Raw genomic sequence first — 15,043 nt, forward strand, 5'->3', positions numbered from 1 at the left:
CTTCGGGAAGATTTTGAGCCCGGCCGCCCTAGAGGAACAGCGTCACGATGGGCGGCCAGATCAGCAGCACCGACAGCGCCAGAAGCTGCAGCACGATGAACGGCAGGAACCCCCGGAAAATCGCCGTCAGCGAGATATGCGGCGGCGCCACCGACTTGAGGTAGAACGCGGCCGGCCCGAAGGGCGGAGACAGGAAGCTCACCTGCATGTTCATGCAGAACACCACGCCGAACCAGATCGCCACCTGGCGGGGGTCCAGCTCGCCGAAGATCCCGATTTCCTCGACCGGCAGCTTCAGCACGATCGGCAGGAAGACCGGCATGATCAGCAGCACGATGCCGATCCAGTCCATGAACATGCCCATGATCAGGAAAATCACCATCATCACCAGGATGATGCCCATGGTCGGCAGCTCGGCCGCGACGATCATGTTGGCCACGTAGGTCGGCCCGCCCGCCAGCGTGTAGGCCGCGGCCAGCGAGGCGGCGCCGATGGTGACCCAGATGATCGTGCCGGTCGATTTCAGCGTGCGCATCAGGCTGTCCCAGACGATCTCGAAGGTCATCTCGCGCCGGACCAGGCCGATGACGAAGACCGCCACCACCCCCATGCCCGCGGCCTCGGTGATGCCGGTGATGCCCATGTAGATCGAGCCCAGCACCACCCCGATCACGATGATCGGCGCGATAAGGCCCTTGCCCATCTGCCAGCCTTCCTCGGCCCGCTCGCGGCCGACCACGAACAGGATCAGCGCGGCGGCAATGGCGAAGGCCCCCACGATATACGGTATGTCCGAGACCATCCCCAGCGCGATCGGCTCGAGCCCCTCCTGCACCTGGTTGTCGCCGGTCACGGTGAAGAACACCGCCCGGAGCAGCAGGAACCCGGTGATCCACAACGCGAAGCGCGACAGGAAGCCCACGAAACGCAGGAACTTCTCCTTGCCCTTGGGCGCCGTCGGGTCCTCTTCCGGCAAGGGCGCCAGCGACGGGTTCAGGTTGGTGCGGATGATGATGTAGAGGATGAAGAACGAGGCCAGCATGAAGCCGGGAAGGAAGGACGCGGTAAACAGCGCCTTGATCGAGGTCTCGGTCACCAGCCCGTAGAAGATCAGCACGATCGACGGCGGGATCATCGTGCCCAGTGACCCCGACGCACAGATCGTCCCGATGGCGAGGTTCTGGTTGTAGCCCAGCCGCAGCATCTGCGGCAGCGCGATCAGCCCCAGCAGCACCACCTCGCCGCCGATGATCCCCGACATGGCCGCCATGATCACCGCCATGATCGAGGTGACGATGGCAATGCCGCCGCGCGTCCGCGACAGCCACTGGTTCAGGGCGTCGTACATGTCCTTGGCGATGCCAGAGCGTTCCAGCAGCGAGGCCATGAAGATGAACAAGGGCACCGATATGAGCACGTAGTTGGTCATCTGCCGGTAGACGGCCTGTGCCAGCACCGACATCGGCCCGCTGCCGAAGCGCCCGAACGACGCCTCCGGCCCGAACTTCATCACGATCACCGCGACGGCAAGGAAGGCCGAGGCGAACCCCAGCGGCATCCCGATGGCCAGCAGGACGAACATGCCGATCAGCAGGAAGATCGACAGGGTCGCGACGTCGCCCACCTTCATCCAGGCGAAAAGCTCGAGGAATTCCATCTACTTCTTCTCCAGCGTTTCGCGGATGTGTTCGATCTCGGTCTCGTCGATCTCGTCCATCGGGGAATGATGCTCGGGCGCCTTGTTCCAGTCGGCGATCAGGTTCGAGACCGCCTGTATCGCCACAAGCACGATGATGATCAGCACCGCCGGCTTGATGGTTCCGGGGATCGGCGGATCCCAGGCCGTGCCGAACGTCTCCATCCGCAGGAAGCGGCGCTGCGCATCGGCGTAGTTGCCCCAGACAAGGGCGAAGGTGAACCCCACGATCAGCAGCACCGACAGCACGTCGGATGTCTTCTGCGCCCAGCGGGGCATGATGTCGTAGATCACGTAGATGCGGATATGGCTGCGCTGCTGCATCGCGTATTGCCCCGCGAACAGGAACACCAGCGCCGCGATCCACAGCGACAGCTCGTTGGCCCACAGCGTCGGGCGCGAGAAGACGTAGCGCGACACCACCTCGTAGAACATCACGATCACGATCAGCGCGGTCATGATCATCGCCATGCGAGATGTGATCAGCGAGACGATATCGAAAAATCCGCCCGGCCGGTTCTCGAGCGGGCCGTGGAAATCCGACAGGTAGAGCGCGGCGAACAGGATGGCGCCGGTGATCGACAGGAGCATCGCCCAGACCAGCGGGCGCCCCTGCGGCCGGATCATCTCGTGCATCCCGAGCGCGGTTTCGGATATCAGGGCGTTGGCGACCAGCCAGATGTAAAGCAGCACCACGATCCCGGTGAATACCAGCATGGCAATACGTACCGGCTGTCGCAGCGGTCCGAGCCAGAGGCTTTCCTTCTCCATGCGCGCTCTCTCCCTCGTCATTCCTTGTTGGTTGGCACCCGCACCGGTCGGATGCGCCCGACGGGGGGCGCATCCGGGCCTTCGGGCCTCACGCGGCTCTGTTGCGGCCTCAGTCGATCAGGCCAAGCTGCTTGAGATAGGTCTTGTGGCTTTCGAGGATCGCCCCGGCTTCCGGAGAGCGCGAGCCCCAGTCATCCCACGCGGCCTGCGCCGCCTCGCGGAAGGCCGCCCGGTCTTCTTCCGACCAGTCATGCAGCGTCACGCCCTTCTCGCGCAGCTCCGCCGCGGCGGCCGAGTTGTTCTTGCCGTTCGACAGCGCGATCTGGAACGAGACCTTCTGCCATGCGGTGTCTATGATCCGGCGTTGCTGGTCCGTCAGGCCGTTCCACACGTCCAGATTGCAGGCCAGGTGGTCCGACGGCATCGAGTGGAAGCCCGGATAGGTCGCGTGTTTCACGATGTCGTAAAGGCCCAGGCCGACGTTGTTGTAGAGGCCCGAGGCATCGGCCCCGTCGATGATGCCCGTTTCCAGCGCGGTGAAGATCTCGGTGAAGTCCATCACGATCGGCGAGGCGCCGAGGGTTTCGAAGATCTCGGTTTCCATCCCCGGGGGCGAGCGGAATTTCCAGCCCTTCAGGTCGTCCATCCCGGCGATGGGCTTGGACGACGAGAGCGATTCCTGCCCGTAGATCGACCAGCCGATGAGCTGCATGTTCTGCGCGTTGTAAAGCTCCTGCGCGGCGTCATACCCGCCGCCGTAATAGAGCCAGGAATACTGCTGCCAGGGGGTCTCGTATCCGCCCATGATGTCGCCGACGAACTGGAAGGCGGGGTTCTTGCCGGTCTGGTAGGCGCCGCCCGTCGCGTCGCAATCCAGGATGCCGTTGATCGCGGCGTCGAACGTTTCGGTCGTGGCCACGACCGAGGACGAATAGAACATCTCGACGGTGATATCCCCGCCCGACATGACCTGCACGTCATCTGCCCATTCGGCGATTTGCTTGCCGGTGGGATGCTCGGTCGCGTAATGCGTCTGCACCCGAAGCGTGACCGGCTCGGCCGTGGCCGAGGCGGCCATCAGCGCCGCCGCGCCGGCCGTCATCAGAAAGCTCGTGATCTTCATTTTCTTCTCCTCCCTTGGCGGTGCCATTGCAGCGCCTGTTTCACGGCCGCTCATCCTCCATCGCGCGGCCAGAGATGGTATACCATCTCTGGTGACGGTAACGAATGGTGCTCGGATAATCAACAAATTTTGGTATACCAAATTGTCCCGAAGGGGCCTGCCGCGGCCAGGGCGGGCCCGGGTCCGGGCCCGCCCGCCGCAGGGGGCAAATGGCGCCCCCGCCCCCGGCCTCAGTCGATCAGGCCAAGTTGCTTGAGATAGGTCTTGTGGCTTTCGAGGATCGCCGCCGCTTCGGGCGAGCGCGCCCCCCACTCTTCCCACGATTCCTGCGCCGCCTCGCGGAAGGCCGCGCGGTCCTCTTCCGACCAGTCATGCAGCGTCACGCCCTGTTCGCGCAGTTCCGACGCGGCGGCCGAGTTGTTCTTGCCATTCGACAGCGCGATCTGGAACGACACTTTCTGCCAGGCCGTGTCGATGATCCGGCGTTGCTGGTCGGTCAGGCCGTTCCACACGTCCAGATTGCAGGCGAGGTGGTCCGACGGCATCGAGTGGAAGCCCGGATAGGTGGCGTGCTTGACGATGTCGTAGAGGCCGAGCCCGACGTTGTTGTAGAGGCCCGAGGCGTCCGCCCCGTCGATGATCCCGGTTTCCAGCGCGGTGAAGATCTCGGTAAAGTCCATCACGATCGGCGAGGCGCCCAGCTTCTCGAAAATCTCCGTCTCCATTCCCGGCGGCGAGCGGAACTTCCAGCCTTTCACATCCTCCATCCCGGCGATCGGCGTCGAGGAGGACAGCGATTCCTGCCCGTAGATCGACCAGCCGATGAGCTGCATGTTCTGCGCGTTGTAAAGCTCCTGCGCGGCATCGTAGCCGCCGCCGTAATAGAGCCATGAATATTGCTGCCATGGGGTTTCATACCCGCCCATGATGTCGCCCACGAACTGGAACGCCGGGTTCTTGCCGGTCTGGTAGGCGCCGCTCGTGGCGTCACAGTCGATGATCCCGTTGATCGCGGCGTCGAAGGTCTCGGTCGAGGCCACGACCGAGGACGAGTAGAACATTTCTACCGTGATTTCGCCGCCGGACATGACGTTGATGTCATCGGCCCATTCGGCAAGCTGCTTGCCGGTCGGATGCTCGGTCGCGTAATGCGTCTGCACCCGCAGGGTGACCGGCTCGGCCGTGGCCGAGGCGGCCATCAGCGCCGCTGTTCCGGCCGTGAATAGAAAGCTGGTGATCTTCATGTCTGTCTCCTCCCTTGGCGATGCCGTGGCAGCACCGGTTTCGCCGGCCGCGTTCTCCCGCGCCCCGGCCCAGATGGTATACCATCTCTCCAAAGGCTACCGATTGCTCCCTCGACAATCAACAAATTTTGGTATACCAAAAATTGCAAATTCATTGATTTGACCTCCCTTGGCCTTACGTTCCAAGGGGTTATAAAGCCTTTGAAACTGGATCAGGGTGGAGCGCCGGCATGGCCGAGGGAATTCTGGCAGAACAGATCGCCAACCAGCTGCGGCGGGATATCCTGCGCGGCAAGCTGGCGCCGGGGGCTTCGATCAAGGAACGCGACAACGCCGCCGAGCTCGGCGTCAGCCGCACCCCCATGCGCGAGGCGATCCGCATCCTGGCGCAGGACGGGCTCGTCATCCTCCGCCCTGCCCGCAGCCCGATCGTCGCCCAGCCCACCCTGCGCGAGGTGGAGGACAATATCGAGGTGCTGACCTCGCTCGAAATGCTTTCCGGCGAACTGGCCGTCGAACGCGCCAGCGACGACCAGATCCGCGAGATCATCGAAACCCAGGGCCGCATGGAACAGCTCTACGACGAGCTCGACATGGTTGACGTGTTCGAGCTCGACATGGAGTTTCACAAGACCATCGTGCGCGCCGCGAACAACCGGGTGCTCGCCGAAACCCACGGTGCCATCCTCGCCCGGCTCTGGCGCGCGCGCTACCTGTCGGCCAGCCGCAAACGGTCGCGCGACCGGGTGCTGCAACAGCACAACGCCATCGCGACCGGCCTGGCCGACCGGGATGTGGAAATGGTCAAGCGCCACCTGCACAGCCATCTGGAACACCTGGTGATCAACGTGCGCGACTACTTCGAACACGGGCAGGAAAACCTGCCTCCCGAACCCGACAACAAACCGGCCGCCTGATCCGGCGGCCAGCAGCCCGAGGGAAAGCAACTTCATGAAATTACTGCGTTTTGGCCCGAAGGGGCAGGAAAAGCCGGGTGCTCTCGATGCCGACGGGCAGGTGCGCGACCTCTCCGGCAAGGTCGGGGATCTCGCCGGTCGCGGCGTCTCGCTCGAGGCGCTCGACGCGATCCGCGGCCTCGACCTCGACAGCCTGCCCGTGGTGGAAAACCCCGGCCGGATCGGCGCCTGCCTTGCCTCGGTGCCGAACTTCTTCTGCATCGGCCTCAACTACGCCAAGCACGCCGCCGAAACCGGCGCCCAGCCGCCGAAGGAGCCGATCATCTTCTCCAAGGCCAGCTCGGCCCTGTCCGGCCCGAACGATCCGGTGATCATCCCCCGCAACTCCGTCAAGGGCGACTGGGAGGTCGAGCTGGGCGTCGTCATCGGCCGCGAGACGCTTTACGTGAGCGAGGCCGACGCGCTAAGCCACGTGGCCGGCTACTGTGTCATAAACGACGTCTCGGAACGCGAATTCCAGGCCGAGCGCGGCGGCCAGTGGATCAAGGGCAAATCCGCCCCCACCTTCGGCCCCACCGGCCCCTGGCTCGTCACCGCCGACGAGGTGGCCGACCCGCAGGCGCTCGACCTCAGCCTCTCGCTCAACGGCGAGACGGTGCAGAACTCCAACACCGACGACATGATCTTTGGCGTGGCCGAGATCATCTCGTACATGAGCAATTTCATGAAGCTGCAGCCCGGCGACATCATCGCCACCGGCACGCCCTCGGGCGTGGGGCTGGGCATGAAGCCGCCGCGTTTCCTGAAGCCCGGCGACGTGATGGAGCTGACCGTCGAGGGGCTCGGAACCCAGCGGCAGGAGACGGTCGCCGCCGACTGAGACGGAGCGCGCCATGCCCCGCACTCCCAACCTCAACGGGTTCCTCTATTTCGAAACCGTCGCGCGGCGGGGCACCATCACCCGCGCGGCCGAGGAACTGTCGGTCTCGCCCTCGGCGGTCAGCCAGCAGATCAAGCTTCTGGAACAGCAGCTTGGCGTCCGGCTGTTCCGCCGCGAGGGGCGGCTGCTCAGCCTGACGCTGGAAGGCGAGCAGCTGTTCCAGACCTCGGCCACCGCCCTGAGGATGCTGCGCGGCGCCCAGCGCCACCTCGGCAAAACGCGCGAGACCTACCGGCTCAACCTGCGCGTCTCGCCCAGCTTCGGGGTGCGCTGGCTGGGTCCGCGCCTGTCGGATTTCGTGGCCCGCTATCCCGACTGGGATCTGCGCGCCGACGCCGCCCCCGACCCCACCGATTTCGACCGCGAGGTGATGGATCTCGATATCCGATACGGCACCGGGCAATGGGCGGGCTACCATGCGCAGGCGGTGGTGCAGGACCATGTGCTGCCGCTCTGCAGCCCGGACTACCTCGAAGGTCTCGGCAGTGGCACACCCGGAGAGATGTTCGACAAGGCCCGGCTGATCGACAGCGCCCGCGCCCTCTGCCAGTGGGATTTCTGGCTGATGCACACCGGGGTCGAGACCGGGGCCAACCGCAAGACCATCCTGATGGATCGCTCGTCGATGGCGCTGCAACTGGCGCTCGACGGATCGGGCATCGTGCTGGAATCGCTGGCGCTGGCGCTGCCCGAACTGGCCGAGGGGCGGCTGGTGCCGGTGACACCATCCCTGCCGGTGCTGCGCTTCCCGGCCTACTGGGCGATCTGTCCGGCCAGGAACCTCAACCGCCGGGCGGTGCGCCGCTTCCTCGGCTGGCTCGACGAACAGGTTGCCGCGCACGAGGCCGAGCTTCACGCGGTGCTCGACCGTCATGGCCTCTTCATGGAAGACATCTCGCTCGAGGCAGAACAGCCCCCGGGCCGCATCGGGCAAACCTGAAGCGCCCGTGCGTCAGTGAATGAGCGACCCGCCGTTCACGTCCACCTCAGAGCCGGTGACGTAGGCCGACAGGTCCGACGCGAGGAAGAGGGCACAGCCCGCCACGTCCGACGCCTCCCCCGCCCGGCCCATCGGGATACCGGCCAGGATCTGCTCCTTCATCTCGGGCGTCAGCTTGCCCTGGGTGATGTCGGTGGCGATGAAGCCGGGGCAGATGGCGTTGGCGCGAATGCCGTCGGGCGCCAGTTCCCGCGCCATGGCCTTGGTCAGCCCCAGCACGCCGGCCTTGGCCGCCGAGTAATGCGGCCCGCCGAAGATGCCCCCGCCCCGCTGCGCCGAGACCGACGACATGTTGACGAACTTGCCCGACTTCCGCTCGCGCATATGCGGGATGACGGCCTGGCTCATATGCAGCGTGCCCAGCAGGTTCACGTCGAGCACGGCATCGTAATTCTCGTGCCGGATGTCCATGATCTTCAGCGGCTGGGTGATGCCCGCGTTGTTGACCACGATATCGATATAGCCGAACGCCTCGATCACCGTGGCCGCCGCCGCGTCGCAATCGGCCCGGCGGGTGACGTCGCAGGCCAGCCCGATATGCCCGTCACCCAGGTCGGCCGCCGCCTCTTCCGCCTGGCCCAGGTCGAGATCGAGGATCGCCACGCGGCAACCATGCTCGGCAAAGAGCCGTGCCGTGGCCTTGCCCAGCCCCCGCGGGCTGGCCGCGCCGGTGATGATCGCCGTCTGTCCGTCGAGAAGTCCCATCCGTCGCTCCTGTGATGCGGCCCCGTGGCCGGTCAGCTTTCGTGCACCTGCTTGCCGGTCAGCGCCGCGTAGGCGCGGACCACCTTGCTGTCATCCTCGGCCCCGTGGCCCAGCCCCGAGGCGCCGAGAAACATCTGGTGGGCGGCGGCGGCGAGCGGCAGGGGCACGGCATTCTCGCGCCCCGTCTGCAGCACGAGGCCGACGTCCTTGACGAAGATGTCGACCGAGGAGGTGCAGGCCGGGTCGGCCTGCATCATCCGGGGCCCGCGATCCTCGAGCATCCAGCTCTGCCCGGCAGACCCGGTGACGATCTCGAACAGTTTCTGCGGGTCACAGCCCGCCTTCGCGCCCAGCGCCAGCAGCTCGGCGGCAGCCGCGAGGTGCACGCCGGCGGCAAGCTGATGCACCACCTTGTAGGTCGCCCCCATCCCCGGCGCATCGCCCAGCCGGTGCACCGTCTTCGCCACCGCCGCCAGCACGCCTTCGGCCCGCGCGAACGCCTCGGGTGCGCCGGACGCCATCACCGTCAGCGTGCCGGCTTCGGCCCCCTTCATGCCGCCCGACACCGGCGCGTCGAGCATCAGGTGCCCGCCCTCCTCCAGCGCCGTGCCGAGCGCCCGTGCATCCGACGGCGCCACCGTCGAGCACAGGATAACGGTCGATCCGGGATCGAGCGCTGCCGCCGCGCCGCCGGTGCCGAACAGCACCTCCTGCGCCTGCGCCGGGGTCTGCACCATCACCAGCAACAGGTCGCAGCCCTCCGCCGCCTCCGCCACGCTCGCCGAAGGCGTCCCCCCGTCCCCGGCGAACCGGGTCCGCGCCCCCTCCGACAGGTCGAACCCCTTCAGCCCGATCCCGGCCTTCAGGATGCACCTAGCCATCCCCTGCCCCATGTTTCCCAACCCGATGATCGCGGTGCCCGGCATGTTCACTCCTCCAGCCATGTCTTGACGCGCGCGGTGATGCGTCCCACCGACAGCCCGTACTGCTCGTGCAATGTCGGCAGCGCGCCCGCGTCGAGATACTCGTCCGGCAGCGCCACCTGCCGGAACGGCACGTGCACCCCCGCCCGCATGAGTGCCCCCGCCACGGCCTCGCCCAGCCCGCCGGTCACCGAATGGTTCTCGGTCGTTATCACCAGCCGCCCGCTCTTGCGGGCCTCGGCGGCGATGGTCTCGGCATCGAGGGGCTTGATTGTCGGCGAATGCAGCACCGCGCAGGACACGCCGTCGCGCGCCAAAGCCTCGGCCGCGTCCAGCACCCGCATGGTCATGAAGCCCGACGAGATGAACAGCACGTCCGAGCCGTCGCGGATGGTCTGCGCGCGGCCCAGTTCGAACCGGTAGCCATACTTGCCAAGCACATCCGGCACCTGCCCCCGCAGAAGCCGCATGTAGACCGGCCCCGGCGTCTCGGCGATGGCGCGCGTCGCCTGGTCGATCTCCACGGCATCACAGGGGTCGATCACCGTCAGGTTCGGCATCCCCCGCATGATCGCCAGGTCCTCGGTTGCCTGGTGCGAGGGGCCATACCCGGTTGTCAGCCCCGGCAGCGCGCAACAGATCTTGACCGGCAGGTTCTCCTCGGCAATCGCCATGGCGATGAAGTCATAGGCCCGGCGGGAGGCGAAAACGGCATAGGTGGTGGCAAAGGGCGTGAACCCCTCCCGAGCCAGCCCCGCCGCCGCCGACATCAGCACCGCCTCGGCCATGCCCATCTGGTAGAACCGGTCGGGGTGGGCCTGCGCAAAGACATGCAGGTCGGTGTATTTCGACAGGTCCGCAGAGAGCCCCACTATATCCTCGCGCGTCTTCGCCAGGTCGACCAGCGCGTGCCCGAAGGGCGCCGCCACCGTCTCGCGCCCCTCGGAATCGAGCGAGGCGATCATCGCCGAGGTGGCGAGTTTCTCCCCCTCCGGCACGGACCGGGGTTCGTATTTCGACTTGCGGCGGGAATGGGCAGGAATGGTCACAGCGGTTTCCCCTCGTCCAGCACGGCCAGCGCCTTGGCCCATTCATCCGCCTCGACCCGGATGAAGTGGTTCGACTCCCGCTCTTCGAGGAACGGCACGCCCTTGCACATCTTCGTGTTGCAGATGATCACGCGCGGCTTGGCCTCGGCATGGTTGCGGGCGTTGTCGAACGCGGCGAGCAGCGCATCGAGGTCGTTGCCATCCACCTCCTGCGCGTACCAGCCGAAGGCCGCCCATTTCGGCGCCTCCGCCCCCACGGCCAGCGCGTCGCGCGTCGGCCCGTCGGCCTGCTGGTTGTTGAAATCGACGATGGCGATCAGGTTGTCGAGCTTCCACTGCACCGCCGACATCACCGCCTCCCATGTCGAGCCCTCGCCCAGCTCGCCATCCGACAGCAAGTTGTAGACGAAGGCCGGGTTCTTCTTGCGCTTCAGCCCCAGCGCCGCCCCCACGGCGATCCCCAGCCCATGCCCCAGCGAGCCGCCGGTGATCTCCATCCCCGGCGTGTAGGCCGCCATCCCCGACATCGGCATCCGGCTGTCATCCATCCCGTAGGTCGGGATTTCGTCCTCCGGCAGGATCCCGGCCTCGATCATCGCGGCGTAGAGCGCGATGGCGTAATGCCCGATCGAGAGGTAGAACCGGTCGCGCCCCTCCCATTCCGGGTCGTCGGCGCGGTAGGTCATCGCGTGGAAATACGAGGTCGCCAGCACATCCGCGACCCCCAGCGCCTGACCGATATAGCCCTGTCCCTGCACCTCGCCCATCAGCAGCGCATTGCGCCGGATCGCCCACGCACGCTGCGGCAGGCTCACGTTGGAACCGGATGTCTCGCTTCGGGTCTGCACGTCGTCCCTCCCATGACGCCTGCACCGGATGCCCGCAAGAAGCCCGGTGACGCGCCATCTGGCAAGCGAGGTCTGGTTAAGGGGTGTGAAGCAGAACTTAAGGTTTGCGTTCGAAATAATGATGGTTTGGCCGTTCCTCCCTTGGCTATGGTCCGAGCGAACCGCACGGAAAAGGACCTTTCATGAACCTCTCCGCCATGCTCGCCGCCCGCGCCGCCGAAGGCCGGCCCGTCCGCATCGGCCTCATCGGCGCGGGAAAGTTCGGCTCGATGATCCTCGCGCAGGCCAAGCATATCGAGGGCTACCACGTGGTCGGGGTGGCCGATCTCGACATCGGAAAAGCCCGCGAGTCGCTCGCCCGCGTCCACTGGGAAAAGGCGCAATATGCCGCCCCCTCCCTTGCCGACGCCTACGAGACCGGCGCCACCCACCTCACCGACGACGCCGCCAAGCTCTTCGATTTCGACGGTATCGAGGTGGTGATCGAGGCCACGGGCCACCCCATTGCCGGCATTCGCCATGCGCTGGCCGCCATCGAGGCGGGCAAGCATGTGGTCATGGTCAATGTCGAGGCCGACGTGCTTTGCGGGCCGCTTTTGGCCGAAAAGGCCCGCGCGGCGGGGGTGGTCTATTCCATGGCCTATGGCGACCAGCCCGCGGCGATCTGCGAGCTGGTCGACTGGGTCCATGCCAGCGGGTTCGAGCTGGTCGCGGCGGGCAAGGGCATGAACTTCGCCCCGCCCTATCGCTATTCCACGCCCGATACGGTGTGGGATTTCTTCGGCTGGTCCGAGGAGGAGGTGGCGAAGGGCGACTTCAACCCGAAAATGTACAACTCCTTCACCGACGGCACCAAGGCGGCGATCGAGATGGCCGCCGTCGCCAACGCCACCGGGCTCGACTGCCCCGAGGACGGGCTGGCCTTCCATCCCGCCGGGCTGCAGGATCTTGCCACCGTCTTCAGGCCGCAAACCGACGGCGGGCAACTGGCCAAACCCGGCCTCGTCGACATCGCTGCCAGCCGCGAGCCGGACGGGCGCGTGGTGCTGAACAACATCCAGTACGGCATGTTCGTCACCTTCCGCGCGCCGGATGAATACACCCGCGCCTGTTTCCAGCAATACGGCCTCTTGACCGATGCGTCGGGCTGGTATGGCTCGATGTGGCGGCCGTTCCACCTGATCGGGCTGGAAACGTCGGTCTCGGTCCTCTCCGCCGTGCTGCGGGGCGAGGCGACGGGCAGCTCGACGCGCTACCGCGCCGATGCCGTGGCCACCGCCAAGGGCGATTTCGAGGCGGGCGACATGCTCGACGGCGAGGGCGGCTACAAGGTGTGGGCCAAGGCCATCCCGGCCCGGCTGTCTGCGGCGGCGGATGCGCTGCCCATCGGCCTTGCCCACCACATCAAGCTGAAACGCCCGGTGAAACGCGACCAGGTGATCACGCTCGATGACGTGGAGATCACCGAGGACCACGATATCTTCGCCATGCGCAAGGATCAGAAACGCCTGCTGGAAGGGTGACGCCCATGCCCCACGACCTCGACACCGCGCTGGCCGGAATTTCCGGCATCCTCGTCACGCCTTACGACGACGCGGGCGAGATCGCGCCCGCCCGGCTGGCGCCCATCCTCGACCGGGCGCTTGCCGCCGGTGTGCACATGCCCGTCGTCAACGGCAACACGGGCGAGTTCTATGCGCTGACCACCGACGAGGCCTGCACCATGGTACGCGAGGTGGCGGCCCTGCTGGACGGCCGCGCGCCCCTTCTCGCCGGCGTCGGGCGCGGTGTCCGCGACGCCTGCCGCCTGGCCCGCGCGTCAGCCGAGGCGGGCGCGGCGGCCCTGATGATCCACCAGCCGCCGGACCCCTTCGTCAGCCCGCGTGGCACGGTCGATTACGTCAAAGCCGTGATCGACGCAGGCGGCGGCCTGCCGGTCATGCTCTACCTGCGCAACGACGCCATGGGCACGCAGGCCATCGCCGATCTCTGCGCCCTGCCCGGCGTGAAGGGCGTCAAATGGGCCACGCCCAACCCGCTCAAGCTCGCCGCCGCCATCGACGCCTGCGACCCGGGCATCACCTGGGTCTGCGGGCTGGCCGAGATCTGGGCGCCGCCGCTCTATGCCGTGGGTGCGCGCGGCTTCACCTCCGGGCTCATCAATGTCTGGCCCGAGCGCTCCGCCGCGATCCACGCCGCGCTGGCCAGAGGTGACTATACGCAAGCCAACCATCTCATCGCCGGGATGCGCCCCTTCGAGGAGATCCGCGCCGAGGAGATGAACGGCACCAACGTCACCGTCGTCAAGGCCGCGCTCCTCACCCAAGGGCACGATTGCGGCCCGACGCGCCCGCCCTCCGCCTGGCCGCTGACCGACGCGCAGCAGGCCCGGCTCGACGGCTTCCTCGCCGCCAACGAGCTGGCCTGACACGCCCCGGCCCGTACGCTAGGCGCCTTTCCGCCCACCCCCCCTGACATTCCCGCAACACTTCCACGGCTGCCCTGCAACACCCCGTTGCCGCAACGGGTGAGTCGCCCGTAAGCAGGTGTCTGTTGCCAATGCTCAGCATGAGAAAGGGACAACCCATGTCGAGCGCTCTTATCCTTGTCGGACTTGTTGCCGTCGGTGGCCTGCTGCTGGCCCTCGTGCGTACGGTCAAATGACCGCCCGCACCCGCCGGCTGCACGCGTCCTGACGCTGCCACCGGCCCACCCGGAAACCAGAACCTCCTGACGCGCGAGCGACCGCGCCGCCCTCACTCCTTTGCCAAAAACGCAAGGATCACGAGATCGGCCGCGGCCCCGCTCAGCGCCATGGGAATGTCGTGCACGATCGACAGGCGCGTCAGCGCCTGCAGGTCGACGTCACTGCCATGCGGCGCCATCGGGTCGGCGAAGAACACCACCGCGTCGAGCTCGCCATTGGCGACCAGCGCGCCAAGCTGCTGGTCGCCGCCCATCGAGCCGCGCTGCAGCCGCTGCACCTGCAACTCCGGGCAGGTCTCGGCCAGCATCGTGCCGGTGCCGCCGGTACAGATCAGCCGGTGCCCCGCCAGCGCCGCCCGGTGCCGGAGGACCCACGCCCGCAGATGCGCCTTGCGCGCATCATGCGCCACCAGCGCGAACTTGCGCGGGGCGGTCGAGCGGGCCTGCGCCCGCGCCGTGATCGACAGGATGGCGCGCACCTGCTCGACAAAGCTCTCGCCCGCCCGGAAGGCGCCGGCAAAGGCCGCCGTGCCCACGGTGAACCCGGCCGCGCCCGCCTCCGCCACCGCGCCGATCCGCGCCTCGCTGTCGATGCTGCCGGCCACGATCACCGGCTTGCTGACCGCCTGCGCCACCTGCCCCATCAGCCCCGGCACGTCGCCATCGAAGCGGTAGGCCAGAAGGTCCAGCCCGTGCACATGCTCGAGATCGGCCAGCGCCCGGGCCGAGGCGACGATCTCCTCCGCCGGGCCTTCCAGCACGCTGGGATGGCCGGTGATCCGCCCCGGGAACGGGTAATAGCGCAGCGGGTGATCCCGGATCACCTCCGTCACCGCCGCCGCCCGCGTGCCGCCCAGCAGGCAATCCACGTCCAGCGCCACCGCCGCCCGGGCCGAGTTCAGCTCGCTCTCCTCGTCAAGGCTCACCACCTCGAGATAGGACCGCCCGCCGGCCTGCCGGATGGTCCGCGCGAGCCCGCGCAGCTCCTCGAAGGGCAGGCCCACATCCTTGAACCCGATATGCCGCGCCCCGCCTTCGAGCGCCTGTTCCAGCCGCTCGGCCGCGTCGGGGATCGTCCGGTCATTCTCGGTCAGCATGAGGATGAAGTTGAACGCCATCGG

Annotated in this window: 14 protein-coding genes; 5 read left to right on the top strand and 9 right to left on the bottom strand. The window is 66.8% G+C overall.

All coding sequences use genetic code 11. The features are described 5' to 3' along the window. Nucleotides 1–28 precede the first annotated feature (28 nt). The 4 genes from QUV18_RS12590 to QUV18_RS12605 all read right to left on the bottom strand — a co-directional run bounded on the left by QUV18_RS12590 (nt 29) and on the right by QUV18_RS12605 (nt 4,834). Nucleotides 29–1,657 carry a TRAP transporter large permease subunit gene (locus QUV18_RS12590; protein ID WP_300894284.1) on the bottom strand — a complete coding sequence of 543 codons (1,629 nt, stop codon included), beginning with the start codon at nt 1,655–1,657 and terminating at the stop codon, nt 29–31. Next, complete coding sequence (locus tag QUV18_RS12595) at nt 1,658–2,467, bottom strand: TRAP transporter small permease (protein WP_300894285.1); 810 nt, start codon at nt 2,465–2,467, stop codon at nt 1,658–1,660. Between the two features lie 109 nt (nt 2,468–2,576). Continuing rightward, nucleotides 2,577–3,590 (bottom strand): TRAP transporter substrate-binding protein, encoded by a 1,014-nt coding sequence (locus QUV18_RS12600; RefSeq protein ID WP_300894286.1) that lies wholly within the window; start codon nt 3,588–3,590, stop codon nt 2,577–2,579. Between the two features lie 230 nt (nt 3,591–3,820). Continuing rightward, complete coding sequence (locus QUV18_RS12605) at nt 3,821–4,834, bottom strand: TRAP transporter substrate-binding protein (RefSeq protein ID WP_300894287.1); 1,014 nt, start codon at nt 4,832–4,834, stop codon at nt 3,821–3,823. Nucleotides 4,835–5,064: 230 nt separating this feature from the next. Between QUV18_RS12605 and QUV18_RS12610 the strand changes: the two genes are divergently transcribed. The 3 genes from QUV18_RS12610 to QUV18_RS12620 are packed head-to-tail and all read left to right on the top strand — an operon-like array spanning nt 5,065 to nt 7,631. Then, a complete protein-coding gene (locus QUV18_RS12610) occupies nt 5,065–5,751 on the top strand; it encodes a GntR family transcriptional regulator (RefSeq protein WP_281683610.1) in 687 nt (228 codons plus the stop codon). A gap of 34 nt (nt 5,752–5,785) precedes the next feature. Continuing rightward, on the top strand, nt 5,786–6,631 hold the full coding sequence (locus tag QUV18_RS12615) for a fumarylacetoacetate hydrolase family protein (RefSeq protein WP_300894288.1): 846 nt from the start codon (nt 5,786–5,788) through the stop codon (nt 6,629–6,631). Between the two features lie 13 nt (nt 6,632–6,644). After that, entirely contained in the window at nt 6,645–7,631 is a 987-nt protein-coding gene (locus tag QUV18_RS12620; RefSeq protein ID WP_300894289.1) for a LysR substrate-binding domain-containing protein, read from the top strand. Nucleotides 7,632–7,643: 12 nt separating this feature from the next. Here the strand turns inward: QUV18_RS12620 and QUV18_RS12625 are convergent, their stop codons facing one another. The 4 genes from QUV18_RS12625 to QUV18_RS12640 are packed head-to-tail and all read right to left on the bottom strand — an operon-like array spanning nt 7,644 to nt 11,135. Next, nucleotides 7,644–8,396 carry an SDR family NAD(P)-dependent oxidoreductase gene (locus QUV18_RS12625; protein WP_300894290.1) on the bottom strand — a complete coding sequence of 251 codons (753 nt, stop codon included), beginning with the start codon at nt 8,394–8,396 and terminating at the stop codon, nt 7,644–7,646. 32 nt (nt 8,397–8,428) lie between these two features. Further along, entirely contained in the window at nt 8,429–9,322 is an 894-nt protein-coding gene (locus tag QUV18_RS12630) for an NAD(P)-dependent oxidoreductase (protein WP_300894291.1), read from the bottom strand. 2 nt (nt 9,323–9,324) lie between these two features. Next, nucleotides 9,325–10,368, bottom strand: coding sequence for a transketolase family protein (locus tag QUV18_RS12635; RefSeq protein WP_300894292.1), 1,044 nt, complete (start codon nt 10,366–10,368; stop codon nt 9,325–9,327). Next, nucleotides 10,365–11,135 (bottom strand): transketolase, encoded by a 771-nt coding sequence (locus QUV18_RS12640; protein WP_300894439.1) that lies wholly within the window; start codon nt 11,133–11,135, stop codon nt 10,365–10,367. The genes QUV18_RS12635 and QUV18_RS12640 overlap by 4 nt, the downstream gene beginning before the upstream one ends. Before the next feature lie 263 nt (nt 11,136–11,398). On the opposite strand from QUV18_RS12640, the gene QUV18_RS12645 reads away from it, so the two are divergent. Both QUV18_RS12645 and QUV18_RS12650 read left to right on the top strand, forming a co-directional pair. Then, complete coding sequence (locus tag QUV18_RS12645) at nt 11,399–12,739, top strand: flagellar biosynthesis protein FlgA (protein ID WP_300894293.1); 1,341 nt, start codon at nt 11,399–11,401, stop codon at nt 12,737–12,739. 5 nt (nt 12,740–12,744) lie between these two features. Further along, complete coding sequence (locus tag QUV18_RS12650) at nt 12,745–13,644, top strand: dihydrodipicolinate synthase family protein (protein WP_300894294.1); 900 nt, start codon at nt 12,745–12,747, stop codon at nt 13,642–13,644. Nucleotides 13,645–13,972: 328 nt separating this feature from the next. Here QUV18_RS12650 and QUV18_RS12655 read toward each other — a convergent pair whose 3' ends face one another. Continuing rightward, nucleotides 13,973–15,040 (bottom strand): methylglyoxal synthase, encoded by a 1,068-nt coding sequence (locus tag QUV18_RS12655; protein ID WP_300894295.1) that lies wholly within the window; start codon nt 15,038–15,040, stop codon nt 13,973–13,975. Nucleotides 15,041–15,043: the final 3 nt, after the last annotated feature.

The sequence above is a fragment of the Roseovarius sp. genome (genome assembly GCF_030373445.1).
Lineage (GTDB): Bacteria > Pseudomonadota > Alphaproteobacteria > Rhodobacterales > Rhodobacteraceae > Roseovarius.

Bases quoted from the DNA above. Each gene is read 5' to 3' on its own strand.
- QUV18_RS12590 (WP_300894284.1), bottom strand. From the start codon at position 1,657: ATGGAATTCCTCGAGCTTTTCGCCTGGATGAAGGTGGGCGACGTCGCG.
- QUV18_RS12595 (WP_300894285.1), bottom strand. From the start codon at position 2,467: ATGGAGAAGGAAAGCCTCTGGCTCGGACCGCTGCGACAGCCGGTACGT.
- QUV18_RS12600 (WP_300894286.1), bottom strand. From the start codon at position 3,590: ATGAAGATCACGAGCTTTCTGATGACGGCCGGCGCGGCGGCGCTGATG.
- QUV18_RS12605 (WP_300894287.1), bottom strand. From the start codon at position 4,834: ATGAAGATCACCAGCTTTCTATTCACGGCCGGAACAGCGGCGCTGATG.
- QUV18_RS12610 (WP_281683610.1), top strand. From the start codon at position 5,065: ATGGCCGAGGGAATTCTGGCAGAACAGATCGCCAACCAGCTGCGGCGG.
- QUV18_RS12615 (WP_300894288.1), top strand. From the start codon at position 5,786: ATGAAATTACTGCGTTTTGGCCCGAAGGGGCAGGAAAAGCCGGGTGCT.
- QUV18_RS12620 (WP_300894289.1), top strand. From the start codon at position 6,645: ATGCCCCGCACTCCCAACCTCAACGGGTTCCTCTATTTCGAAACCGTC.
- QUV18_RS12625 (WP_300894290.1), bottom strand. From the start codon at position 8,396: ATGGGACTTCTCGACGGACAGACGGCGATCATCACCGGCGCGGCCAGC.
- QUV18_RS12630 (WP_300894291.1), bottom strand. From the start codon at position 9,322: ATGCCGGGCACCGCGATCATCGGGTTGGGAAACATGGGGCAGGGGATG.
- QUV18_RS12640 (WP_300894439.1), bottom strand. From the start codon at position 11,135: ATGGGCGAGGTGCAGGGACAGGGCTATATCGGTCAGGCGCTGGGGGTC.
- QUV18_RS12645 (WP_300894293.1), top strand. From the start codon at position 11,399: ATGAACCTCTCCGCCATGCTCGCCGCCCGCGCCGCCGAAGGCCGGCCC.
- QUV18_RS12650 (WP_300894294.1), top strand. From the start codon at position 12,745: ATGCCCCACGACCTCGACACCGCGCTGGCCGGAATTTCCGGCATCCTC.
- QUV18_RS12655 (WP_300894295.1), bottom strand. From the start codon at position 15,040: ATGGCGTTCAACTTCATCCTCATGCTGACCGAGAATGACCGGACGATC.